The following is a 23,363-nucleotide window of genomic DNA, read 5'->3' on the forward strand; positions in this document are numbered from 1 at the left end:
TAAAAAGGCATTTAATCACCAAGAAACACACTATCTGCTTATTAACAATAAATTGAATTACCAATGATCGGAAAGAAAAAAAATAAAACAGAAAACGAGCCAACTCCTGAAAATACCGATAATGTGCAAAAAACACAAGAAACTGCAGAAAAACACAATGACGGGGAAACGATGGAAGAATGCAATGCCGACCAGTTACAATTGCAATTGGATGAATTGAATGACAAATATCTCCGTTTGTACTCAGAATTTGATAATTATCGCAAACGCACACTGAAAGAACGCATTGAAATGAGTAAAAATGCTTCAGAAGAAATAATTGTTACGCTGTTACCTGTTATTGACGATATGGAACGTGCCATTAAATCTTATGGCGATTCTGAAGAATTAAAACCGATGAAAGAAGGAAATGTATTGATTTATAATAAATTACTTTATATATTACAGCAGAAAGGCTTGGAAGTTATGCAAACTGTAGGCAACGATTTTGATACCGACTTTCATGAAGCAGTTACCCATATCCAGGCACCGGATGATTCTCTGAAAGATAAAATAGTAGATGAAATTCAAAAAGGATATTTGCTTAACGGAAAAGTAATCCGCTTTGCAAAAGTAATCATCGGAAATTAACAGTTTTTTTACATTCAATCAGTTACAAAGTGGCAAAAAGAGATTTTTACGAAATATTGGGCATAAACCGCAATGCAAACGAAGCCGAAATTAAAAAGGCATACCGTCAGAAAGCATTGCAATACCACCCCGATAAAAACCCCAATAACAAAGAAGCGGAAGATAAATTCAAAGAAGCAGCCGAAGCTTACGAAGTGCTGAGCAACCCCGAAAAGAAAAGCCGGTATGATCAGTTTGGACACGATGGCGTTCGTGGCATGGGAAACCAGGGTTTCGGTGGCGGAATGAGCATGGATGATATTTTCAGCCAGTTTGGCGACATTTTTGGAAACGCTTTTGGCGGAGCTTTCAGTGGATTCGGCAGCGGTTTTGGCGGAGGTGGTGAGCGCCGCCGCAGGGTAAGCAAAGGCACAAACCTCAGGGTGAAAGTAAGCCTCACGCTCGAAGAAATTGCCAAGGGGACTGAAAAAAAAATTAAAGTGAATAAACTAATTGCCTGCCAAGTCTGTGGCGGCTCGGGTGCTAAAGGCGGTTCATCTTTTTCAACCTGTACAACCTGCCATGGAACCGGGCAGGTAACCCGCGTAACCAATACTTTTATCGGACAAATGAGCACTACCGGCATCTGCCCGCATTGTAACGGCGAAGGACGCCTGATAACTGATAAATGCCTTTCGTGCGGAGGAAACGGGGTGGTGAAAGGAGAAGAAATCATCAGCATCAATATCCCCGCCGGAGTTTCTGAAGGGATACAACTCAGTGTTAGCGGAAAGGGAAATGCCGCTCCACGTGGAGGAATCCCCGGTGATTTGATAGTATTAATTGAGGAAACCCGGCACAACGAACTGGAACGCGACGGAAACAACCTGATTTACGAACATTTTATCAGCTTCCCCGAAGCAGCACTGGGTACAACGATAGATGTGCCAACCATCGAAGGGAAAGCCCGTATAAAAATCGATCCCGGAACCCAACCGGGAAAAGTTTTACGGCTGAAAGGGAAAGGATTACCCTCCGTCAACACGTATGGAAGAGGAGATTTGCTGGTCAATATCAGCGTGTGGACGCCACAAAATCTTACCAAAGAGGAAAAAAACCTTCTTGAACGATTGCAAACAGCCGAAAATTTCCAACCCCATCCCACCAGCCGCGATCGTAATTTTTTCGACAGAATGAAAGAAATGTTCCGGTAGAATCCGAATTTGTTAATTTTTAATAAATATCTCTTCCCGGTTTGAAATATTGATAATTTTACCTCAAAAAACATGAATCAGGATATATTGCACATTCGGCAGGTGAGCAAAAAATATGTAAATCACTTGGCTCTGAATAATGTAAGCATTTCGGTTCCGGAAAATAGCATTTTTGGGTTGTTAGGACCCAACGGTGCAGGCAAAACCACCCTTATCCGGATCATCAACCAAATTACAGGACCCGATACCGGAGAAATTATCTTTCAAAACGAAAAACTGCAGCCCATACACCTTGCAAAAATAGGATACCTCCCCGAAGAACGTGGATTGTACAAAAAAATGAAGGTTGGCGAACAAGCTTTATATCTTTCGCAATTAAAGGGACTTAGCCGCCAGGATGCCCTGAAATCGCTGAAATATTGGTTCGAAAAATTTGAACTCAAGGAATGGTGGAACCACAAGGTGGAAGAACTTTCGAAAGGCATGCAACAAAAAGTGCAGTTCATCATAACGGTAATTCACAAACCCCAGCTTTTGATTTTTGACGAACCCTTCAGTGGTTTCGACCCAATTAATGTGAACTTATTGAAAGAAGAAATCCTTTCGTTGCAAAAACAGGGTGCTACCATCATTTTTTCTACCCATAATATGGCTTCGGTTGAAGAGCTTTGCGACCACATCGCACTTATCAACAAATCGGAAAAAATATTGGATGGCAGAGTAAAAGAAATTAAAAACACCTATAAATCAAATACTTTTGGAATAGAGTTCACCAACGCCCGTCTGCCTTTAGTTTCCATCTTACAGCCCGGATACGACATTATCAACTACCATGCCGACGACGAATTACACAAAGCCGACATTAAAATTCCGGCAGGTATTTCTCCCAACAAGTTGCTTGAGGTACTGATACCACACGTCGAGTTGCATGCATTTAACGAAGTACTTCCCACCATGAACGATATTTTTATCCGTACCGTAACCCATGCGGCCGCTTCTTTGTCGTAAACCCTCAAACCCTTTCGTTATGAATAAAATTATACTCATCATACAACGCGAATACCTTACCAGGGTTAAAAAAAGATCATTTATCGTGATGACGATTCTGGGACCCCTACTGATGGCTTCTTTGATGATAGTTCCCATTTACTTGGCTACGGTATCCGACAAAACCCATGTTATACAGGTGGTTGACGAAACAGGAATTTTCTTTAATAAGTTTCGCGATGCAGATAAAATTAAATTCAAATATGTTTTGCAGGATATAAACGTTGCTAAAGAAGCCCTGCAGTCATCGGGCGATTATGCCGTTTTGTACATTCCGAAAACTGAAATAGCCATCCCGGAAAACGCAATAATATACTCGGATAAACAACCAAGTCTCACGATTAAAGAATATATTTCCAATACCATGCAAAAAGAGATCGAAAAAATGAAGATGAAAGCTTCCGGTCTCGACGAAACCATTTTACAATCCATAAAAGCCAACGTGAAACTTTCCACCATAAAATTAGAAGCCGGAGGTGAAGAAAAAAGAAGTTACACCGAGGTTAGTATGGTACTGGGCATGTTTGCCGGAATCATGATTTATTTTTTTATTTTTCTTTTTGGTTCACAGGTAATGCGGGGTGTGATAGAGGAAAAAACAAGCCGTATTGTAGAGGTTATCATTTCATCGGTAAAACCATTTCAGTTAATGATGGGGAAAATTATAGGGGTCGCATTGGTAGGTCTTACCCAGTTTTTGCTATGGGTGGTACTTACATTTGCAATTGTTACTGTTTTTAAGACCAGTTTTCCTGATAAATTTTCGTTACAAAATAGCGAACAAAAAATGATAAGTAGTTCTCAGCTTGTACCAGCTACTGACAGTACCACCCCAAAAGCTGATGAGATGCCGGAAACGCAAAAAATAATGGAAGCCATTGCTTCGGTGGATTTTGGGGTAATGATAGCCGCTTTCATTTTCTATTTTCTTTTCGGATACCTTTTGTATGCCGCTTTGTTTGCCGCTATTGGTTCGGCGGTGGATAACGAAGCCGACACCCAGCAGTTTATGCTTCCAGTAACCATTCCGCTTATTTTTGCGATAGTAATGGCGCAATATGTTATCAACAACCCCGACGGACCACTTTCCTTCTGGCTATCCATTATACCACTTACTTCACCGATAATTATGATCATCCGTATTCCTTTCGGTGTTCCATTTACCGACCTGGCTTTGTCGGTTGTTCTGCTTATTCTGGGTTTTTTTGCCTGCACCTGGCTTGCCGGGAAAATCTACCGGACAGGAATACTTATGTATGGTAAAAAAGTGGATTATAAAGAATTATGGAAATGGATCAGCTATAAAGGCTGAGGTAATAAAACCAACAAGCTATGCCCCGGATTTTAATCATTGATGACGAAAAAAGCATACGAACTACCCTTCGCGAAATTCTTGAATACGAAAAATACACTGTGGAGGATGCCCCGGACGGACTTACAGCCATCGAAATGGTGAAAAATATCGCTTACGATGTGATTCTTTGCGACATAAAAATGCCCCAGATGGACGGCATCGAAGTATTGGAAGCCATTCAGAAAATTTCCGACAGCCCCGTAATCATGATTTCAGGACATGGAACCATTGATACCGCTGTAGAAGCCATAAAAAAGGGTGCGTACGATTATATTTCAAAACCTCCTGACCTTAACAGGCTGCTGGTGAGCCTTCGCAATGCTCTTGACAAAAGAAACCTGATTACCGAAACAAAAATTCTTCGGAAGAAAGTGGGTAAATCCTACGAAATGATTGGAAACGCTCCAGCGATTCAAAAAGTGAAGGAAATGATTGAAAGGGTGGCTCCAACCAATGCAAGGGTGTTGATTACTGGTGATAACGGCACAGGAAAAGAGTTGGTTGCACGCTGGCTTCACGAACTTAGCAACCGGGCAGAACAACCATTTGTAGAGGTAAATTGCGCTGCAATTCCTTCCGAACTTATCGAAAGTGAATTGTTTGGACACGAAAAAGGTTCCTTCACCTCGGCGATAAAACAACGCAAAGGTGATTTTGAACAAGCCGACGGGGGAACTTTATTCCTCGATGAAATAGGTGACATGAGTCTTTCGGCACAGGCTAAGGTACTGCGTGCCCTTCAGGAAAATAAAATCATGCGTGTGGGAGGCGAAAAAGACATACCGGTAAATGTAAGGGTGATTGCCGCTACCAACAAGGACCTAAAAACTGAAATTGAGAATAAGAATTTCCGCGAAGACCTTTATCATCGTTTGAGTGTTATCATTATTCATGTTCCCTCTCTCAATGAAAGAAAAGACGATATTCCTTTGCTTGCACAACATTTTATGCAGGAATACTGTCAGTTACAGGGAAAAGCTCTGTTAAATTTTATGCCCGAAGCCTTTACGCTACTGCAAAATATCTGGTGGACAGGTAATATCCGCGAACTCCGCAATGTAGTGGAACGGCTTGCTATTCTTTGCGATAACGATATTACGACGGACGATATCAGACAGTATGTAATGCCGCTTAATACAAAATAACCTGGAATAGAAAAAAGCAGCTATTTTAATTATCCAAACCAATTCGGATAAATACTTTATTGTCCCGATGTGTTTTTTAAGAAAAACGAACCAGTAGTTGCCGGGCAGTAAAAACAAAAAGGCATCCCAAACAAATGGAATGCCTAAGGGTTTTGTTCCGGCAAATAATTGTCAGGCGCTCATGGTTTCCACTTCGGCGCTCACTTTTTTAATCAATCCCTGTAATACATTGCCGGGACCTACTTCAATAAAGGTAGTAGCTCTGTCGGCTATCATATTGCGCGAGATTTGTGTCCAGCGTACGGGTGAAGTAAGCTGTGCGATAAGGTTCTTTTTAATGGCAGCGGGATCGGTATAAGGCAAGGCATCCACATTCTGGTAAACGGGGCAAACGGGAGTATTAAAAGCCGTAGCATTGATGGCTTCGGCAAGTTCAATCCTTGCGGGTTCCATCAGCGGAGAATGGAAAGCTCCGCCCACTTTAAGCGGCAACGCACGTTTGGCTCCGGCGGCTTTCAGCTTTTCGCAGGCAATCTCAATTCCTTTGATCGAACCGGAAATAACCAACTGTCCGGGAGTATTATAATTGGCAGGAACCACTATTTCATCAATCGTCTTCAGCGTTTCTTCCACCACTTCGTCCGATAGTCCGATAATGGCAGCCATGGTTGAAGGTTCTTTTTCGCAGGCTTTCTGCATGGCCATGGCGCGGGCATAAACTAATTTTAACCCATCTTCAAACGAAAGGGCTTTGTTTGCCACCAATGCCGAGAATTCGCCCAATGAATGTCCGGCAACCATATCGGGTTTAAAATCGTTGCCTAAGGTAGCGGCAAGAATAACGGAATGCAGGAAAATAGCCGGCTGGGTAACTTTGGTTTGCCGGAGGTCTTCATCGGTTCCGTTAAACATCAGGTCGGTAATCCGGAAACCTAATATTTCATTGGCTTTTTCAAACATCTTTTTGGCGAGGGGGGAATTATCGTGTAAATCTTTTCCCATCCCTACATATTGGGCGCCCTGCCCTGGAAAAACGTATGCCTTCATGTTAGCTTGGGGTTTGGAGTTATGAGTTTGGAGCGTCAACCCTATTCTTTATTTTGGATTCTTATTTTAAAATCGAAACTCTTACTTTTGAGGTCTAACTTTACCTTAGTTTCTTCTTCCTAAGAAACGGAGCAGGAAGAGGAAGAGGTTGATAAAGTCGAGGTATAGAGACATTGCCCCCATGATGGTAAGTTTACGGGTAGATTCGGTGCCATATTCTGTACCTGCACCAATGCGTTTTAGTTTCTGAACGTCGTAAGCGGTAAGCCCGGTAAAAATAACCACACCAAGAAAACTGATGATATAACCCATGTCTTTGCTGTCCATAAACATATTTACAAGGCTGGCAATAATAATTCCAATCAAGCCCATCATCATAAGAGAGCCGAGTTTGGTAAGATCTATTTTGGTAGTGTAACCCATAACTGCCATAATGCCGAACATTCCCGAGGTAACCAAAAAAGTAGAGAAGATAGAACCAAGTTGGTAAGCCGCAAAAATGAAGCTAAGACTCATTCCCATCAGAATAGCAAAAACGGCAAATAAAAGAGTGATGGCAGAACCTGAAAGGCGTTGAAAACCGAACGACATCAGCATTACAAAGCCTAATGGAGCAAAGGTAACTATCCAGCCTAAGCCAGTCATTCCGGTTTGGGAGTTGAAAAGCATTCCGAGTAATTCTTTGTTTGTTCCGAAATAAAAAGCTGTAAGAGCGGTTATTGCCAAAGCAAGGAACATCCAGGTAAATACACCCGAAATAAAGGTTTTGGCTACAGGAAGGCTTTCGGTGCGTTCCTGCTGAAGGAAATTGAAATTGTTTTGATTTTCGTACATTTTCTTAAAATTTTAAAATGCAAAATTACGGAAAAAGGAATTGCAAATAATAAGCCATATCAGGGTGCGACTGACAAGATGGCAAGGTTTTAACAAAATTTGAGATTTTTTGGTTAAATAAATTCAAAAACGAGCAAATTTATGAGGGTTACAAAACATGAAAAACCAAGTACAATTAAAGGCTTAAGGCAATTTAGTTGCTTCTAATGTAACTTGGATGAAATCAAATGCAGAAATTCCGACCGGGTTTTGTCAACCAGGAATGCCCCGGTAAAGTCAGAAGTAGTGGTTACCGAGTTTTGTTTCTGGATACCCCGCATACTCATGCACATATGCACTGCTTCAATAACCACTGCAACACCAAGCGGATGTAAAGTATTATGAATAGCTTCTTTAATTTGGGTGGTCAATCTTTCCTGTACCTGCAAACGACGGGCGTAGGCATCTACTACACGTGGAATTTTGCTTAATCCAACAATATAACCGTTTGGAATATAAGCAACATGGGCTTTCCCAAAGAAAGGGATCATGTGATGTTCGCACATGGAATATATTTCTATGTCTTTCACTATCACCATTTGTTTGTAATCTTCCTTAAACATTGCCGAACGAAGGATTTCTTCCGGATTGAGGTCGTAACCGTGGGTAAGAAACTGCATGGCTTTGGCGATGCGTTCGGGTGTTTTCAACAAACCTTCCCGTCCGGGGTTCTCACCTATCAGTTTAAGGATCTCGGAATAATGGTAAGATAACTTTTTGATGATTTCGAGGTTGTACAAATCCAGTTTTTCGTAACCTTCACGGGTTTCGTAATCGTCCATCAAGTTTTCTTTTATCATTCCCTTATCAATTTCGCTACTCATTTCCTGGATTTTTTAGTTTCCAAAATATTCAACAAAATTATTTTCTGTTTCTTCTAATTTTACGGAGTGCAATTCCACACCCAGCAATTCCACAGATGTGGCTATCTGGTTCCATATGCCTATTGCAAGATTTTCGGTGGAGGCAAATACTCCCTGCATAAAATCTACTTCAAGGTTGATGTTTTTATGATCGAGTATGTTGATGACCTGTTCGTGGATAAGCTGACTTAGTAGGGTAAGGTTTACCAAAAAACCGGTTTGCGGATTTATTTCCCCTTTTACGGTTACCCAAAGGGTATAATTATGCCCATGCCAGTTGGGGTTTGAGCATTTGCCAAAAACCCTGAGGTTTTCTTCATCAGAAAACTCAGGATTAAAAAGGCGGTGTGCCGCATTAAACCTCTCTTTGCGTGTAAGATAAATCATGGTTTTTCAAATTTTTCATTCAATTTGCTTGGGAAATCCAAAATTACTTCTTTTTCTTTTCCGGTAATCAAAACAACATTACTGGTACTTTGTTTAGATTTTCAATACAGATACAACTTCAAACGCAGTGAACAGCAGGTAGGCAATAAAAAAGCTGATGATAAAATTAACAGCATCGTCGCGGTACAGCAGTGCATATATTACTATAATAACCAAATATAACAGCAGCTTGCCGAGGGTGGCTATCATGAAATAACGAAAAAAAGTACTGAACTTATTTTTTGTGGTTTTCAGCAGGACAGAATATACACCAGCAGTAAACAAAACAAAGAAGATAAAAAGCCAGGGCAGTGCAGGGGATACGTATGCATCAGGAATAAAATACAAAGCCGCTATTGCTACAAAGGCAACTATGAGAGAAAATATGATAAGGCGTTTTAAAAAAACTGCAAATTGTGATTTCATCAGAATGTAATTCGTTTTTTTAAAAGTCTTTTATGGTATAATAAATGGCGAATGAAACCGAAATCAGCGACATAACCACGGTAAAAAGCGGGAAACGCATGGGCACCCATTTATCGAGTTGTACACCTCCCCAAATGCCTAATCCGATGATGACCAGCATTTGAAAGGCAATACTCGAATACCGCGCATAGTTATCAAGCGGTTTCTTCTTTTTCGGGTTGGGACTGTTCATTAAAAAAGGTTTTCTCTCCGCCCGTTGCCGGGGTTTCCATACGGCAGCTACCGGTAAAGCGGGCGCCGGGTTCTATGGCGATTTTATTGGTAATTACATCGCCCGAAAGGTGAGCTGAGGCTTTGAGCGATAGTAGTTCCGAGATAGCAACTTTTGCCTTTACAATTCCTGAAAAATCGGCGTTTTGACACATAATTTCGCCTTCCACGTTTCCGGTAGTACCTACTATCACTTTACCGGTTGATGTAATGGTGCCGATGAGGGTACCGTCAATGCGCATATCGCCGTTTGAATTGATGCTTCCGTTTATTACGGTTCCGCTGCCAATAATATTAATTGAAGGAGGTTCGGGTATAGGTTGTTTTGCCATATTTTCTGTTTTTCTCGGAAACAAACCTACATAAAATTTTTAAATTGTATATACTATTTTTTTATTTGTTCTATTTCGGTTTAGAAAAGTAAATCTTGTTGAAAAATTTAAGGTATAGCTTGACATCCTTGTTTTTATAAAATACAGGATAGTTTTCGGCTGAGATAGCAAAAAGGGTAATTTCGTTTTTATCCAATTTTGAAAACACATACTCGTTACTTGCAATGTTGTTGAAAAAGTCCATGGCTTTTTCGGCATTGAGGAAGGTGCCTACCGAAATCATTTCGGTGGAATTATCGAGTATAACACTTTTAACCATTAAGTTATCAATGGAATAATTTTTGGTGATAAAATCCGATAAACGGATTTTGAGAACATTTACATTAATTTTTTCATTGTTTACCAGTAAGATATAAAAGTGCCCGACTTCGGAATTGAAATTGTAGATGCCCTGAATATTACCGCCGGTTTCCTCTTTTTTCGGGGCGGTTTCCTCTTTTCCGGTGAGATAAGAGAGCATGCCTTTGGTAAAAGCAAATGTCTCACTTTCGGGGTATTTTGTATTAATTCTCCGCAATTCGCTTACGAGGGTGTCGTTACCGGCAATTTTCCCGAGTGCCAGAGCGCGGAGAGTTTCAAATTTAGGCACAAGGTTTTTGTCGGAAATGAATGCGATGGCATCGTTGCAATAAATGACAACAAGATTATAGTGTTCCGATTTAAACTCGTTATATACCTCGGCATAACGGGCTTCGGCTTTATTTTGCATCGCTAGTAGTTCGAGATTATAATCGGGGTCGGCAATAATTTTGGCATAGTCGCTTTCAGGGAAAAGGGTAAGAATTTTTTGTTTGTAGAAGTTACATTGGGGTAGATCATTTTTCTTTGTGTAAACACGATAGAGGGTATAATTTGCCTGTAAAACATTTTTATCGGCGGGAAAGCGTTCCAAATAAGATTCAAAAGAATGTAGCGAACGGGTAGTATCCTGCAGACCATCGAGGTAAATATTTCCCAGATTGAAAAGTGCTTCGGATATTTTTGCATTGGAGACATCAATCTTTTCCTGGGTAAGCGGGATGTTCTGGGCGTAGGTTTGTGTATTTTTAGGATCGGTTGACAGTTTTTTTGTACTGTCCTGTGTTGTGCTATCGGATGGGTTTATTTCTTTTTCAGCAGTAGGTTCAATTTCTACCATGCGTTTATTACTTAGTCGCCAGTTGTCTTCCAGTTTTCTTCTGCCCCATTTTTTTATGAACTCAGTAAATCCAAAGCTGATAGCCTGTGGGTTGTAAAAATACCATCCACCGCTTTTATCGCCACCGGTTTGATTTGTTTTCAACTGACCAATGTCGCCCATGTTCAACGAACGTTCTTTTTCTTCCTCTTGTTTCCTCTGTTCTTCTTTGGTATAGTTTTCTATAATTCCATCAATGATTTTATTTCTTTCCGCTTCAGACAAAGTGGCAAGGTGTTGCAGGCTGTCTTCGAGTTGTACGACAGAGAGGTTTTTTACAAGATCGGTTAATGTGTTGGTACGGCTTTCTATCTTTGAATAATCGGGGAAATCCTGCGGAAGTACCTGCATACAGGTATCGTAATACATTTGTGCGGGTTCGTATTTGCTTTTTTCAAAATACAAGTCGGCAAGTCGCAATGCTGAAATGGCTTTCTGATAATTGTTTTGCATGCTTGCAGCTACCGATTTTTTCAGGTACGATATGCCGAGTGTGTCGTTTTTTTCTTTCAGTGAAATTTCAGCCAGGGCAAAGTATATCTGATCAAGAAAATCTTTGTTCTTGCTGTCTTTAAGCATTTTATTAAGCGCTTTTACCAGATCCTTGCTGCTGCCCGAGGTATTGTCGAAAGTTTTGGCAAGATTTATCCTGCTGTTGAACGCCATTTCATAAGGGGGGTTGCGGCGAATTACCTGAAGATACAATTCACTGGCGGCTTTATTGTTGCCGGTTTGTTGGTACACTTGTGCCAAAATAAATTTCAGGCGGGTTACAAGTTGCCGATTTGTGTTTAATTCTATACCCCGTTGTAAGTACACTATGGATGATTTGTAGTTTTGCTGATAAAGATAATGTTCGGCATAAATTAGTGGTAAGAGTTTGATTACCCTGCCCGGAATATTTTCTTTATCAACTTTGCTTTGGATGTTTTCGAGCAAACCTGATGCTTTTTCATACTCTTTCAATTGGTTGTATGTACATGCCTCCCATAGCATGGCATCCCATTTTACATTACTTTTGGGGTAATTTTTAATTACATAATCGAAGGTACGGCGAGCCATCAGGTAGTCCTGTTTGTAAAAACGGGCTTTTGCTGTTATAAAGTAAGCATCATCAATCCAGCGAACATATTCTTTTTTGTTGAAAAACATGGAATGCCTGTTGATGGTAAGCGTTGCTTTTTCTATTGTCCTGTCCATTGCAGGGCTGATTGCTGAGATATTTTCCTTGGCTCCGTAGTTGAAGACAGGTAAAACTTTACTGTAATTATCTTTTGCATTTTTCTGCAAAGTAGCTATGCCTTCCTTCAGGCTTTGATCTCCGTTCCAGTACACATTGTAGTGTGATGTAAGGTTATGGTAAACTCTGCGGGTAAAAGAATTTTTTTTGGTAGAACAGGAAAACAATACAACCATGACAGTTATCAGGGTTGCTATTCGTACAGGGGTGATGGTATGCTTAGTATTCAATTAACAGTTGTATTAGTAATTGTAAAACTCAATTTATGCAAAAATATTTTATTTTTTTGAATCCATCTTAATTGCAGGAATTTAATTTACGAAGTTCTAAAGGAGGAATTAGGTTGTATATCCAATAAAAAACTGTCCCCGGCAAGAGGACAGTTTTGGTAAATAGTAATTAGTATATTAGTAATCAGTATCTTTCAACTTCAAGGCTGGAAACGCCCACATTCAGGTTGATAATAATTTTTTGGGTATTGGTTCTGAAATCTTTGGTTTGGTAAATACCGTCCGAAACTTTTTTGGCGTCTTCAAACGATTTGCTTGCCATAAATGAATCGGAAATAACTTTGTAAGCCGAAGTTTTCGGAACGCGGATTTTTATTGAAGAAGCTCCGGCATCTATGTTTACATTGGTTTCCGGATGTTTGTTACCCAAAGTTAGATCAATATCGGAAGCTCCGCAGTCAATGCTTACTTTCCGGGTTTTGTAAGAACTTAAATCGAAATTAATTTCTGCCGCACCAATTTCGAAGTTGAAATCCCACGTTGGATTCGGGTTTAGTTTCAGTTCGACTTTGTTGGTGTGATGTCTTCTTCCGGTCTGGAGTTTCACGTCATCCATTTTAAATTTAATGATTTTTCCACTGTCGGTATCTTCGGTAGTAAACTGGTAATTTGTAACATTACCTTTTTTTTGAAATTCTACCAGTTTATCGGTTACCGAGTCGATGGTAAAGTTGCCGGCAGCTGCTTCGAACTGAAGGCTGGCATTTTTGGTAAGCGAATCGAATGGCTGGCTGAAATCCTGGTCGGAATATTTGTACACATTATCACCTTCTTCAAAGTCATCTCCCCTAAAGTTGTGATTGACACGAAATTGAAAATGATGAGAAGAATCGTAATTGTACAAAAATACAACCGAGATTATTAGTGTTGCAATAGCAAGCAACAGTTTTATATATTCTTTTACGGGGATTAAAGAAATTCCCCAAAGGATGAGTAGAACGGGCCAAAGGCTGAAAATTGCCCACCAGTTAAAGTCGAGCCAACCGAGATTGCGGAAAATAAATAATAATCCGATAATTATCAACAGCAAGCCCCAGAATATTTTTTTGTAATTCATGGCTATAAGTGTTTAGTTTTTATTTGCATGACGATAAATTATCACACCGCCTATCACGATGAGTAAAACAGGCCACAGGTCGCCGAAATCGAGCCAATGGATGAAGGTAGGAATCAGGAACAAAATTCCGAGGGTTATCATAATAATACCTCCCATCAAACTGCCCTGGTCTTTTTTCTTTGCAGGTGTTTGTGGAGGCGGGGTGTTAAACCCATTGTTTTCAGGAGTTGCTTTTTCATTTTCCATGGTAGTATAATTTGAATTAAAGGTTTCATTTGGCTTTTCGCGTACAAAAATCCACAACAGTACATACAGCAGGAAACCTCCGCCCCCTGCAAAAAATGCCACTGCGAACAAGATACGAACAATTACCGGGTCAATATCGAAATATTCGGCTATACCCCCGGCTACTCCACCTATAACACGATCTTTAATGCTACGGTATAATCTTTTTGTATTTTCCATTGTAAAGTAATTTTGGTTTGTATGGATTGGACGAGCATTTTTGCCTAAGGTTACAAAAAATGTTTTGTTAACTTATTTTTTTACCATAGCCGCCTTTTTTGATACAAAGATACTTATTTCGTACAGAATAAACATAGGAATACTTACTAAAATCTGGCTTACTACGTCGGGAGGAGTAATGATAGCCGCGATAACAAGAATCACGATAATCATGTATTTCCTATTTCGTTTCAGAAAAGAGGATGTCAGAAGCCCGACTCTCGAAAGGAAATACACAAAAACAGGCAGTTCAAACACTACCCCCATCGAAAAAGCTAGCGAAACCACCGTGTTGATGTACGAACTCAGGGTAATTTGATTCTCGACACTGATACTTACCTGGTAAGAAGCAAAAAAGTTTACCGTGAAGGGCACGATAAGGTAGTACCCACTTACCACCCCTAACAAAAAAAGCAGTGAGATAACCCCTACGGCGCCACGTGCGTATTTTTTTTCGTTGGGTTGCAATGCCGGTTTGATGAATCGCCATATTTCCCATATTACGTAAGGTGCAGCAGCAATTAAACCGACAAAGAACGAAATATACATGTGGGTTAAAAACTGCCCCGACAAATTAATATTAATAATTTTTAAATGGATGTTTCCGATACATAACGAGGGCATCGAAAGCAGGTCACCCAGCCGGCACAATAAACGGTAAGTGATGAATTCAGGTTCTTTAGGAGCTAAAATAATCTGGTCAAAAATGAATTCCCGGTTTAAGAAAGCCAGCGTCATCAGCGCAATTATGGCAATCAGGGAACGAACAAAATGCCATCTAAGTTCTTCAAGATGTTCCCAGAAAGTCATTTCGCCCGTTTTAACGTCTCTTTTGTTTTGTTTGCCGGTAAAATTTTCCTGACTCAAATTACGTATTTTTGAAGCAAACTTACACAAATTTGTTAATTTTGAATATTTTTAATCACTAAAATTAAGGAAAGCAAATATGAAGACACTGGTTACGGAAATGCAAAAAATCATTGAATCGGGCGAAGCCGCTGTTCTTTGTATTGTTACACACACCGAAGGTTCTACACCCCGCAAAGCGGGGGCAAAAATGCTTGTGCGAACCGATGGAAGCATCATGGGTACCATTGGCGGTGGAAATATCGAACTTCAGGTGATAAAAAAAGCTGTTTCCCTTTGTAACTCCCTTATACCTGTAACTGAACGATTTGAACTTTTTGACGATCTTTCTATGCACTGTGGGGGAAAAATGGATGTGTACATGGAAGCAATAAGTAACCTGCAAAAAGTATATATTTTCGGTGCCGGACATGTGGGAAGGGCAGTGGCACGGCTCGCAACACAATTCGGATTTCTGGTAACATTAATTGATGAACGCCCGGGTATTTTTTCCACAGTCAACTTCCCGGAAATACAATGCCTTGAGAAAAATTATTTTAAAGCAATAGAAGACCTTGCATTTAATGAATCAGTTTATACGGTGGTCGTTACGCCCAAACATAGTTTTGATGAAGAAATTACCGCCCGGTTGTGCACCCTAAATGTTGCATACATTGGAATGATTGGCAGCAAATCAAAAGTTGCTCTTGCACGCAAACGATTTACCGAGGAATTTCATCTCAGCCCCAACCAGATTAACCGGATTGATATGCCCATTGGTATTCCTTTTGCCGTAGAAACGCCTGAAGAAATTGCCCTGAGCATTGTTTCCAGACTGGTAGATGTGAAAAATCAAAAGTTGAGAAATGTCAAAAATTAATGAAGACCCATCGGCTATGCAGCAACTGCTAAATTCTATACAGTTTGTTTTTGACGAAAAACTTACAGTGATAGATTTTTCCCAACCTTCAGCCCCACCTCCGACTACCACAGTATTAAATTACCTGAGGTCGTTACCGGACCATAAAGGGGTAAAGGAAGGTTGTGCCGAAGGCGATTGCGGAGCTTGTACCGTAGTGGTAGCAGAACCGGAAAACGATAGCCTTGTTTATAAGGCAATTAATTCCTGTATCGTTTTTTTACCTTTTTTGCACGGAAAACAATTGATAACCGTGGAAAACCTGTCGCAAACCATTAAAGGCGAAAAGGTTTTACACCCTGTTCAGCAGTTAATGATCGAACTGCATGGAAGCCAATGCGGATATTGTTCTCCGGGCATTGTGATGTCGCTTTTTGCTTTGTATAAAAACCACCGTAACGCCAATCGGGCGACAGTAGAAGATGCTCTTGCCGGAAATTTGTGCAGGTGTACCGGCTACCAGCCTATTATTGAAGCGGGAATTAAAGCAGTGCAGTACGATGGACGTGACCATTTTTCTGAAAAGGAAAAAAATGTATTGATTTTACTAAAAGAGATTAATTCTGCCAAAACTAAAATAGCAGTAAATAAAAACGGTTGTCAGTATTACCTGCCTATTACCCTTGATGACTGCCTTGCAATTTACCGCGAAAATCCCACATTGCTTGTGATAAACGGAGCTACCGATGTTGCGTTGCTACAAACAAAAAAAATGGAGACCCTTAACAATCTTCTTGATATTTCGCATGTTGCTGAACTAAATTTTTTTAGGGAAACAGAAAACGTGTACGAAATAGGTGCCAGTTTTTCCTTCGAAGCCTTAAAAAAACGACTGGCAGGGAAATTGCCTGTGGCTGAACAAATGCTCGAAGTATTTGCCTCCAAACAAATACGCAATACTGCCACTCCGGGCGGAAATATTGTTTCCGCTTCACCCATAGCCGATAGCCTGCCGGTATGGTTTGTCCTGGATGCTTCCGTAAAACTCATTAGCAGTGCCGGCTACCGAACTTTACCAATTTATCAGTTGATTACTGGTTACCGAACAACGGCTTTACTTCCAGGGGAATTATTGTATTCATTGATTGTTCCTAAACCTTCCGAGGCATGTATTTTTCGCTTTTATAAAATTTCAAAACGGAGAGACTTAGACATTTCCACCGTAAGCCTGGCAGCAAAAGTTTTATGGGATACTAATAAAATAAAGGATATCATGCTTGTTTACGGGGGAATGGCAGCCACTCCGCTTAGGGCAGGCGCCACCGAAACTTTTTTGAAAGGCAAGGAATGGACAGAAGAAAATGCTGAAAAAGCATCGCTAATAACCGAGAAAGAATTTTCACCCATTTCCGATGCCCGTTCCGGGAAAAGGGCACGTTCGTTAATGGCTAAAAATCTGATAATAAAATTATTCTCCGAAACACAATTATTGTAAGTGTATGGAAAACAGGGATAATATTCACGAAAGTGCTGTTCAGCATGTTACAGGGGAGGCTGTTTATGTGAATGATATGCAGATGGGAAATACTCTTACCGGAAAAGTTGTTTTCAGTACACATGCCCATGCCGTAATTGTTTCCTGCGACTGCTCTGAGGCTCTTGCCATTGAAGGTGTGCGTGCAATAATCAAGGCAGAAGATATTCCCGGAGAAAACCAGATGGGTCCGGTGGTACATGACGAGCCCTGTTTAACTCAGGGGGAAGTCCTGTGCATAGGGCAGGCAATAGCCCTCATTGCAGCAGACTCGGAAGAAATTGCACGTAAAGCCGAAAAAAAAATCAAAATTAACTATGCTCCGCTGGAGGCAATTACCGATCTGCGAACTGCCATAGAAAAAGGTTCTTTTTTTGCACCTCCATTAACCATAGCTTCAGGAGATGTTGACAGTACTTGGTACGCCTGCGATTATATTATTGAAGGCGAACTGGAAACCGGGGGACAGGAGCACTGGTACCTCGAAACACAAACTGCATTGTGCATTCCCGGTGAAGGAAATGAAATGCTGGTGTACGCTTCGTCGCAGCATCCTTCGGAAACGCAGGCTATAGTTGCCGGAGTTTTGGGTGTGCAGCGAAATGAAGTAGAGGTGGAAGTCAAGCGTATGGGCGGAGGTTTCGGCGGAAAAGAAACCCAGGCAAACCACGTAGCAGCCTGGGCAGCTTTGCTTGCCAATGCAACCCGCCGTCCGGTGAAAATTCATCTTAACCGGCAGGACGACCAACGCATTACGGGTAAACGGCATCCTTTTTTGTCGTTTTACAAAGCTGGTTTTAACAGGGATGGTAGGATACTGGTTGCCGATATTCGCCTTTTTGCTAACGGCGGATATGCCACTGACCTGAGCCATGCTATTATGCAAAGGGCTTTATTTCATGCTGATAATGCATATTATATTCCTAATTTCAGGGTGAGTGGTACCGTGTGCCGTACTCACCAGCCTTCCAACACTGCTTTCAGAGGCTTTGGTGGACCTCAGGGAATGGTAGTTGCTGAGACTATAATTGACCGTATAGCCCGTTTTCTGGAAAAAGACCCTCTTGACATAAGGAAGTTGAATTTTTATGGAAATAATACCAGCAATATTACCCCTTACGGAGAAGAAATTAAAAACAACCATCTTTCCGTTTTGCTTTCCGGTATCCTCGGTTCTTCGGATTATCTGTCACGGAGGAAGGAAGTGGAAAGATTTAATGCGGTAAACAAATATTTTAAAAAAGGTATTGCTCTCACACCGGTAAAATTCGGCATTTCTTTTACCACTAGTTTTCTTAACCAAGCTGGAGCTTTGGTGCATATTTATCGCGACGGCTCGATTTTGGTTAACCACGGGGGAACGGAAATGGGACAAGGCTTGCATACCAAAATCAAACAAATTGCTGCTGCCGAACTTGGAATTTCTGTTGAAAATGTTAAGGTAAATGCTACCAACACGTCTCAAGTCCCCAATACTTCAGCTACGGCAGCATCGTCAGGCACCGACCTTAACGGCATGGCTGTAAGAGCAGCAATCGACACACTTAAAAAAAGGCTTTCTGACTTTGCCTGCCAGCATTTTTGTAAAAAATTCAAAGGCATCGTGCCTATGTCTTCCGAAATTGTTTTTGCAGACAATGCTGTCAGTTGTAGGAAACATTCCATTCCCTTTGCTGAGCTGGTAGAACAGGCTTACCTCGCACAAATCAGCCTTTCTTCTACCGGTTATTATTGCACTCCCGATATTGCATTCAATTGGGAACAGGGCAGGGGAACGCCTTTCTACTATTTTACTTTTGGTATGTCGGTCTCCGAAGTTCTGCTCGACCTGCTTACCGGCGCCGTTACTCTTTTGCGAACGGATATTTTGCATGATGTGGGAAATTCAATCAACCCGGAAGTGGATAAAGGACAAATCCGCGGCGGATTCATTCAGGGCGTGGGCTGGTGCACGCAGGAAGAACTGAAATGGGATGCAATGGGCAACCTGCTGACCTGTTCGCCCGATACGTATAAAATTCCCGGTGTACGCGATATTCCCAAAGAATTCCCGGTTACACTTCTCGAGAATACTTACCATCCGTCTACCATCCGTGGTAGTAAAGCTGTGGGAGAACCTCCGTTTATGCACTGTTTCTCGGTATGGCTGGCAATTAAGGATGCCATTTCTGCGGTAGCTGACCATCAGTTCGAACCTATGTTCAAAATACCCGCCACCAATGAATTTATTATCGAAAGCATAGAAGATTTAAAAAACAAGTGTTCAAAAGACTGAGTATCTACCGAACATTCAAATTTTTATCAGATTAGTCCCGTAAGGGTTAATCTGTAACTATGTTTATCTTTGCACAGATAAAAAAACGCTATGGCAGAAACATCCAACAAACGCACCGAACTCTCCGAATTAGGCGAATTTGGGCTGATAGAACATCTTACTAATGATATCAAACTAAAAAATAAAAGTACCCTCAAGGGCATAGGCGACGATGCCGCCGTGCTTGATTATGGCAATAAAGTAGCATTGCTCTCTACCGACCTGCTGATAGAAGGCGTCCATTTCGATATGTCTTATACTCCGTTAAAACATTTGGGTTACAAAACTGCCGTGGTAAACTTTTCAGATATTGCCGCCATGAATGGTATCCCAAAACAAATTACCGTAAGCATAGCCGTTTCCAACCGTTACAGTGTAGAGGCATTGGAAGAGTTTTACAACGGTTTGCTATTTGCCTGCGAACGTTATGGTGTGGACCTGGTAGGAGGCGACACCTCTTCCTGCCCGCACGGAATGTTTGTCTCAGTTTCTGTGGTTGGCGAAGCCGAAAAAGATAAAGTAGTATATCGCAAAGGAGCAAAAGAATATGATCTGGTATGCGTTACCGGCGATCTGGGAGCAGCTTACATGGGACTCCTGTTGCTCGAGCGTGAGAAACAGGTTTTTCAGTCTGATCCCACCATGCAACCTGACCTTTCCGGCCATGATTATATCCTCGAACGCCACCTGAAACCCGAAGCTCGTACCGACATTGTGGAACAACTGCAAAAAGCCGGCATTTTACCTACTTCCATGATTGATATTTCCGACGGACTGGCTTCTGAAATTCTTCATATCTGTAAAAATTCGGAAGTAGGTTGCAGCCTCTATGAAGACAAATTACCTATTGATGTAGCTATGGCAACGATGGCAGAAGAGTTGAACATAAGTGCTGTAACTGCTGCCATGAACGGTGGTGAAGATTACGAACTGTTGTTTACCATTGTCCAAAAAGATTATGAAAAACTGAAAGAGATTCCCGGAATCACTGTTATCGGGCATATCACAGCCAAAAATGAAGGGATTAATCTGGTTTCCAACGATGGCAAACTGATACCCATCACAGCCCAGGGCTGGAACCATTGGAGAGAGAAAAACGACAGGGAAGTTGAAGGAGATAAAGGACAAGAGAAATAATTTCTGCAAACCTTCCGGAGCCCGGAGTGCCCGGAAGAGTTAAAAAAACATTTCTGCTAATGGCTAATAACACAAAACAACCAGAACCAAAATGGAAAGGCATAGATACTTCGCTGGAAGTGCTTGGTTTCCTGGCTCTGCTGGCATTAATTTTTTTGCCAATCATTTATTATCATCAACTACCGCAAACCATTCCGACCCATTTTGATATTTATGGGAAACCGGATGATTTTTCCTCCAAACAAAGTCTGATTGCACTGCCGGTCATCGGAAGTTTTCTTTACATCCTTTTGACTGCTATTTCAATATTTATCGGAAAATATAACTACCCGGTAAAAATCACTCCGGAGAATGCAGAACGGCAATTGCGTTTGGCGATGCGCCTAGTGCGGATAGTAAAGTCCCTTCTGGTAACGGTTTTCTGCTACATTGCTTTTCAAACTATTCAGGTGGCCAGAGGCAATGCATCCGGATTAGGAGGCTATTTTGTTTTGATTTCTGCCGGTACTTTTGCCGTTGTTCTGATATTTTATTTTCTATTTGCATATAAAAAAACATGAAGTACATCTGTATTCCCTTTTCCCTGATTCTGTTTGCCTTTTCGGCGAAAGCCCAGCAGATTTTGCCATATAAAAATCCTCAGTTGCCGGTGGAGGTAAGGGTTGCCGATTTGCTCGGGCGGATGACTCCCGAAGAAAAGTTCCGTCAACTCTTTATGGTGCCCGGCGATCTGGGCAACGATTCTTCCCGCTTCGATGCCGGCTTGTTCGGCTTTCAGACAAATACTTCGGAACAGTCGGAAAATGCTACCAATCAGATATTGAAATATAATCCCGGCAAGGATATTCCGGAAGCGGTGAAAAAGAACAACTCCATCCAGCATTATTTTGTGGAGAAGTCAAGGTTGGGCATTCCCGTCATTTTCTTCGACGAAGCCCTGCACGGGCTGATGCGTTCTGGTGCTACGGCTTTCCCGCAATCCATTGCCCTGGCTGCTACTTTTGATACTGTTTTGATGACGAAAATCTCTGCGGCTATTGCCGAAGAATGCAAAGCCTGGGGCATCCGTCAGGTTTTATCTCCGGTGGTAAATCTTGCCACCGATGTCCGCTGGGGACGGGTAGAAGAAACCTATGGCGAAGATCCTTACCTTGCTTCTCAAATGGGCGTTGCATACGTAAAATCATTTGAAGACAGAGGAATTGTAACCACCCCCAAACATTTTGTGGTAAATCATGGCGACGGAGGCCGCGACAGCTATCCGGTTTACCTGAGCGAACGGGGGCTGGAAGAAAGCTATTTCATTCCTTTTAAAGCCGTGGTAAAACAAGGCGGGACACGCAGCATCATGACGGCTTACAACTCTTTGAACGGACGTCCATGTACACAAAACAACTGGCTTCTGAATGAAAAACTGAAAAAAGAATGGGGCTTCCGCGGAATGGTGATCAGCGATGCCGGAGCAACCGGCGGCGCCAATGTGCTGCATTTTACGGCAAAAGATTATGAAGATGCCGGAAAACAAGCCATCGAAAACGGTATGGATGTTATCTTTCAGTCGGGTTTCGGCAGTTATGATTTGTTTAAAAAGCCATTCCTCGACGGGAATGTGGTTGCTGCCAAAATGGACAGCGCTGTTGCAAGGGTACTTCGCGTGAAATTTGAACTCGGCTTATTCGACCAGCCGTATGTAAATACTTCTGCCAATGAAATAAATTTTGCAGAGCATCGGAAAATAGCAAAGGAAGCTTCCCTCGAATCCATCGTTTTGCTGAAGAATGATGCAAAAAAAATATTGCCCTTGTCGGGAAAATATAAAAGCATAGCCGTGATAGGAAGCGATGCCATGGAGGCACGGCTGGGCGGTTACAGCGGGCCTGAAAATGATAAAATTAATATTCTGGATGGGTTAAAACAAACTTTGGGCAAAGGTGCCGAAGTGGTTTATTCCGAAGGTTGCGGAAGATCGGATGCAGAATGGAAGTTTGTGGACGCCTCCAGCCTGTTTCATCCAAAAGATGGAAAAACAGAAAGCGGTTTGCTGGGGGAATATTTCAACAACATTGATTTAAGCGGGAAGCCCGTTTTGACGAGGGTTGATAACGAAATTAAATTCCAGTGGACTTTGTTTTCGCCACATCCGTCCATCAATTACGATTTCTTTTCCGTTCGCTGGAATGGCGAGATCGTGTCGCCCCTTTCGGGAAAATTTAAAATTGGCGTGGACGGAAACGACGGCTACCGTTTGTATTTAAACGAAAAACTCATCGTTGATACCTGGAATCAGCAAAGCTATCACACTACGCTTGCCGGTTTTGATTTTGTAAAAGGTAAAAAATATAAAATCAGGATAGAATACAAAGAACCTTCCGGAAATTCCTGGTTCCGGTTAGTATGGAATGTAGGTTTGAATAATAAAACAGAAGAAAAAATCCAGGAAGCGGTCAGCCTTACCGAAAAAAGCGATGTTGCCATAGTGGTTGCAGGAATTGAGGAAGGAGAATTCAGAGACCGGAGCAAACTGAACCTTCCCGGGAAGCAGGAAGAGATGATTCTGCGATTAGCAGCTACCGGAAAACCGGTGGTTGTGGTGCTGGTTGGCGGCAGCGCCATCACAATGGATAAAGTCAATGCCATTGTGGATGTGTGGTATCCCGGCGAATCAGGCGGCGAAGCCGTGGCAGAGATATTAACCGGCAGATATAATCCTTCGGGAAAACTTCCCATTACCTTTCCCCG

At 41.6% G+C, this 23,363-nt stretch carries 22 protein-coding genes; 11 read left to right on the top strand and 11 right to left on the bottom strand.

Features of this window, described 5'->3' with window-relative positions; translation table 11 throughout:
• Positions 1 to 63: 63 nt before the first annotated feature.
• The 5 genes from grpE to M0R21_07080 all read left to right on the top strand — a co-directional run bounded on the left by grpE (position 64) and on the right by M0R21_07080 (position 5,369).
• On the top strand, positions 64 to 630 hold the full coding sequence (gene grpE / locus M0R21_07060; GenBank protein ID MCK9617580.1) for a nucleotide exchange factor GrpE: 567 nt from the start codon (positions 64 to 66) through the stop codon (positions 628 to 630).
• A gap of 29 nt (positions 631 to 659) precedes the next feature.
• Positions 660 to 1,823, top strand: a complete 1,164-nt coding sequence (dnaJ, locus tag M0R21_07065; protein ID MCK9617581.1) for a molecular chaperone DnaJ — start codon at positions 660 to 662, stop codon at positions 1,821 to 1,823.
• Positions 1,824 to 1,895: 72 nt separating this feature from the next.
• Positions 1,896 to 2,831 carry an ATP-binding cassette domain-containing protein gene (locus M0R21_07070; GenBank protein ID MCK9617582.1) on the top strand — a complete coding sequence of 312 codons (936 nt, stop codon included), beginning with the start codon at positions 1,896 to 1,898 and terminating at the stop codon, positions 2,829 to 2,831.
• A gap of 19 nt (positions 2,832 to 2,850) precedes the next feature.
• On the top strand, positions 2,851 to 4,182 hold the full coding sequence (locus tag M0R21_07075) for an ABC transporter permease (protein MCK9617583.1): 1,332 nt from the start codon (positions 2,851 to 2,853) through the stop codon (positions 4,180 to 4,182).
• Positions 4,183 to 4,202: 20 nt separating this feature from the next.
• Positions 4,203 to 5,369 (top strand): sigma-54 dependent transcriptional regulator, encoded by a 1,167-nt coding sequence (locus tag M0R21_07080; protein MCK9617584.1) that lies wholly within the window; start codon positions 4,203 to 4,205, stop codon positions 5,367 to 5,369.
• Positions 5,370 to 5,540: 171 nt separating this feature from the next.
• Here M0R21_07080 and fabD read toward each other — a convergent pair whose 3' ends face one another.
• The 11 genes from fabD to tatC all read right to left on the bottom strand — a co-directional run bounded on the left by fabD (position 5,541) and on the right by tatC (position 14,801).
• On the bottom strand, positions 5,541 to 6,416 hold the full coding sequence (gene fabD, locus M0R21_07085) for an ACP S-malonyltransferase (GenBank protein ID MCK9617585.1): 876 nt from the start codon (positions 6,414 to 6,416) through the stop codon (positions 5,541 to 5,543).
• Between the two features lie 105 nt (positions 6,417 to 6,521).
• Positions 6,522 to 7,250: a Bax inhibitor-1/YccA family protein gene (locus tag M0R21_07090; protein ID MCK9617586.1), complete on the bottom strand. Its 729-nt coding sequence runs from the start codon at positions 7,248 to 7,250 to the stop codon at positions 6,522 to 6,524.
• Between the two features lie 203 nt (positions 7,251 to 7,453).
• Positions 7,454 to 8,071 carry a GTP cyclohydrolase I FolE gene (folE, locus tag M0R21_07095; protein ID MCK9617587.1) on the bottom strand — a complete coding sequence of 206 codons (618 nt, stop codon included), beginning with the start codon at positions 8,069 to 8,071 and terminating at the stop codon, positions 7,454 to 7,456.
• Between the two features lie 54 nt (positions 8,072 to 8,125).
• On the bottom strand, positions 8,126 to 8,539 hold the full coding sequence (locus tag M0R21_07100; protein MCK9617588.1) for a 6-carboxytetrahydropterin synthase: 414 nt from the start codon (positions 8,537 to 8,539) through the stop codon (positions 8,126 to 8,128).
• Between the two features lie 93 nt (positions 8,540 to 8,632).
• Complete coding sequence (locus M0R21_07105; protein MCK9617589.1) at positions 8,633 to 9,004, bottom strand: hypothetical protein; 372 nt, start codon at positions 9,002 to 9,004, stop codon at positions 8,633 to 8,635.
• Positions 9,005 to 9,023: 19 nt separating this feature from the next.
• Complete coding sequence (locus tag M0R21_07110) at positions 9,024 to 9,236, bottom strand: AtpZ/AtpI family protein (protein MCK9617590.1); 213 nt, start codon at positions 9,234 to 9,236, stop codon at positions 9,024 to 9,026.
• Positions 9,199 to 9,606, bottom strand: a complete 408-nt coding sequence (locus tag M0R21_07115; protein MCK9617591.1) for a polymer-forming cytoskeletal protein — start codon at positions 9,604 to 9,606, stop codon at positions 9,199 to 9,201. Before M0R21_07115 ends, M0R21_07110 begins: the two co-directional genes overlap by 38 nt.
• 70 nt (positions 9,607 to 9,676) lie before the next feature.
• Positions 9,677 to 12,313 (bottom strand): tetratricopeptide repeat protein, encoded by a 2,637-nt coding sequence (locus M0R21_07120; GenBank protein ID MCK9617592.1) that lies wholly within the window; start codon positions 12,311 to 12,313, stop codon positions 9,677 to 9,679.
• Positions 12,314 to 12,497: 184 nt separating this feature from the next.
• Complete coding sequence (locus tag M0R21_07125) at positions 12,498 to 13,430, bottom strand: cell wall-active antibiotics response protein (GenBank protein ID MCK9617593.1); 933 nt, start codon at positions 13,428 to 13,430, stop codon at positions 12,498 to 12,500.
• 12 nt (positions 13,431 to 13,442) lie between these two features.
• Positions 13,443 to 13,895 (bottom strand): PspC domain-containing protein, encoded by a 453-nt coding sequence (locus M0R21_07130; GenBank protein MCK9617594.1) that lies wholly within the window; start codon positions 13,893 to 13,895, stop codon positions 13,443 to 13,445.
• Between the two features lie 72 nt (positions 13,896 to 13,967).
• On the bottom strand, positions 13,968 to 14,801 hold the full coding sequence (gene tatC, locus M0R21_07135; protein MCK9617595.1) for a twin-arginine translocase subunit TatC: 834 nt from the start codon (positions 14,799 to 14,801) through the stop codon (positions 13,968 to 13,970).
• Between the two features lie 79 nt (positions 14,802 to 14,880).
• On the opposite strand from tatC, the gene M0R21_07140 reads away from it, so the two are divergent.
• The 6 genes from M0R21_07140 to M0R21_07165 form a co-directional block, all read left to right on the top strand.
• The gene (locus tag M0R21_07140; GenBank protein ID MCK9617596.1) at positions 14,881 to 15,660 is read left to right on the top strand and encodes an XdhC family protein; all 780 of its coding nucleotides are present in this window, start codon (positions 14,881 to 14,883) and stop codon (positions 15,658 to 15,660) included.
• On the top strand, positions 15,647 to 17,134 hold the full coding sequence (gene xdhA, locus M0R21_07145; protein MCK9617597.1) for a xanthine dehydrogenase small subunit: 1,488 nt from the start codon (positions 15,647 to 15,649) through the stop codon (positions 17,132 to 17,134). Before M0R21_07140 ends, xdhA begins: the two co-directional genes overlap by 14 nt.
• 4 nt (positions 17,135 to 17,138) lie before the next feature.
• Positions 17,139 to 19,448 carry a xanthine dehydrogenase molybdopterin binding subunit gene (xdhB, locus tag M0R21_07150; GenBank protein ID MCK9617598.1) on the top strand — a complete coding sequence of 770 codons (2,310 nt, stop codon included), beginning with the start codon at positions 17,139 to 17,141 and terminating at the stop codon, positions 19,446 to 19,448.
• Positions 19,449 to 19,538: 90 nt separating this feature from the next.
• Positions 19,539 to 20,624, top strand: coding sequence for a thiamine-phosphate kinase (gene thiL / locus M0R21_07155; protein ID MCK9617599.1), 1,086 nt, complete (start codon positions 19,539 to 19,541; stop codon positions 20,622 to 20,624).
• Positions 20,625 to 20,683: 59 nt separating this feature from the next.
• A complete protein-coding gene (locus M0R21_07160) occupies positions 20,684 to 21,184 on the top strand; it encodes a DUF1648 domain-containing protein (protein MCK9617600.1) in 501 nt (166 codons plus the stop codon).
• Positions 21,181 to 23,363 (top strand): glycoside hydrolase family 3 C-terminal domain-containing protein (locus M0R21_07165; GenBank protein ID MCK9617601.1); only part of this gene is annotated, 2,183 nt, incomplete at its 3' end. The genes M0R21_07160 and M0R21_07165, both read left to right, overlap by 4 nt.

The sequence above is a fragment of the Lentimicrobiaceae bacterium genome, from assembly GCA_023227965.1.
GTDB lineage: Bacteria > Bacteroidota > Bacteroidia > Bacteroidales > JALOCA01 > JALOCA01.

Excerpts from the sequence above, each read along its gene's own strand:
- grpE (MCK9617580.1), top strand. The coding sequence starts at position 64 with ATGATCGGAAAGAAAAAAAATAAAACAGAAAACGAGCCAACTCCTGAA.
- M0R21_07070 (MCK9617582.1), top strand. The coding sequence starts at position 1,896 with ATGAATCAGGATATATTGCACATTCGGCAGGTGAGCAAAAAATATGTA.
- M0R21_07075 (MCK9617583.1), top strand. The coding sequence starts at position 2,851 with ATGAATAAAATTATACTCATCATACAACGCGAATACCTTACCAGGGTT.
- M0R21_07080 (MCK9617584.1), top strand. The coding sequence starts at position 4,203 with ATGCCCCGGATTTTAATCATTGATGACGAAAAAAGCATACGAACTACC.
- fabD (MCK9617585.1), bottom strand. The coding sequence starts at position 6,416 with ATGAAGGCATACGTTTTTCCAGGGCAGGGCGCCCAATATGTAGGGATG.
- M0R21_07090 (MCK9617586.1), bottom strand. The coding sequence starts at position 7,250 with ATGTACGAAAATCAAAACAATTTCAATTTCCTTCAGCAGGAACGCACC.
- folE (MCK9617587.1), bottom strand. The coding sequence starts at position 8,071 with ATGGACGATTACGAAACCCGTGAAGGTTACGAAAAACTGGATTTGTAC.
- M0R21_07100 (MCK9617588.1), bottom strand. The coding sequence starts at position 8,539 with ATGATTTATCTTACACGCAAAGAGAGGTTTAATGCGGCACACCGCCTT.
- M0R21_07105 (MCK9617589.1), bottom strand. The coding sequence starts at position 9,004 with ATGAAATCACAATTTGCAGTTTTTTTAAAACGCCTTATCATATTTTCT.
- M0R21_07110 (MCK9617590.1), bottom strand. The coding sequence starts at position 9,236 with ATGAACAGTCCCAACCCGAAAAAGAAGAAACCGCTTGATAACTATGCG.
- M0R21_07115 (MCK9617591.1), bottom strand. The coding sequence starts at position 9,606 with ATGGCAAAACAACCTATACCCGAACCTCCTTCAATTAATATTATTGGC.
- M0R21_07125 (MCK9617593.1), bottom strand. The coding sequence starts at position 13,430 with ATGAATTACAAAAAAATATTCTGGGGCTTGCTGTTGATAATTATCGGA.
- M0R21_07130 (MCK9617594.1), bottom strand. The coding sequence starts at position 13,895 with ATGGAAAATACAAAAAGATTATACCGTAGCATTAAAGATCGTGTTATA.
- M0R21_07140 (MCK9617596.1), top strand. The coding sequence starts at position 14,881 with ATGAAGACACTGGTTACGGAAATGCAAAAAATCATTGAATCGGGCGAA.
- xdhA (MCK9617597.1), top strand. The coding sequence starts at position 15,647 with ATGTCAAAAATTAATGAAGACCCATCGGCTATGCAGCAACTGCTAAAT.
- xdhB (MCK9617598.1), top strand. The coding sequence starts at position 17,139 with ATGGAAAACAGGGATAATATTCACGAAAGTGCTGTTCAGCATGTTACA.
- thiL (MCK9617599.1), top strand. The coding sequence starts at position 19,539 with ATGGCAGAAACATCCAACAAACGCACCGAACTCTCCGAATTAGGCGAA.
- M0R21_07160 (MCK9617600.1), top strand. The coding sequence starts at position 20,684 with ATGGCTAATAACACAAAACAACCAGAACCAAAATGGAAAGGCATAGAT.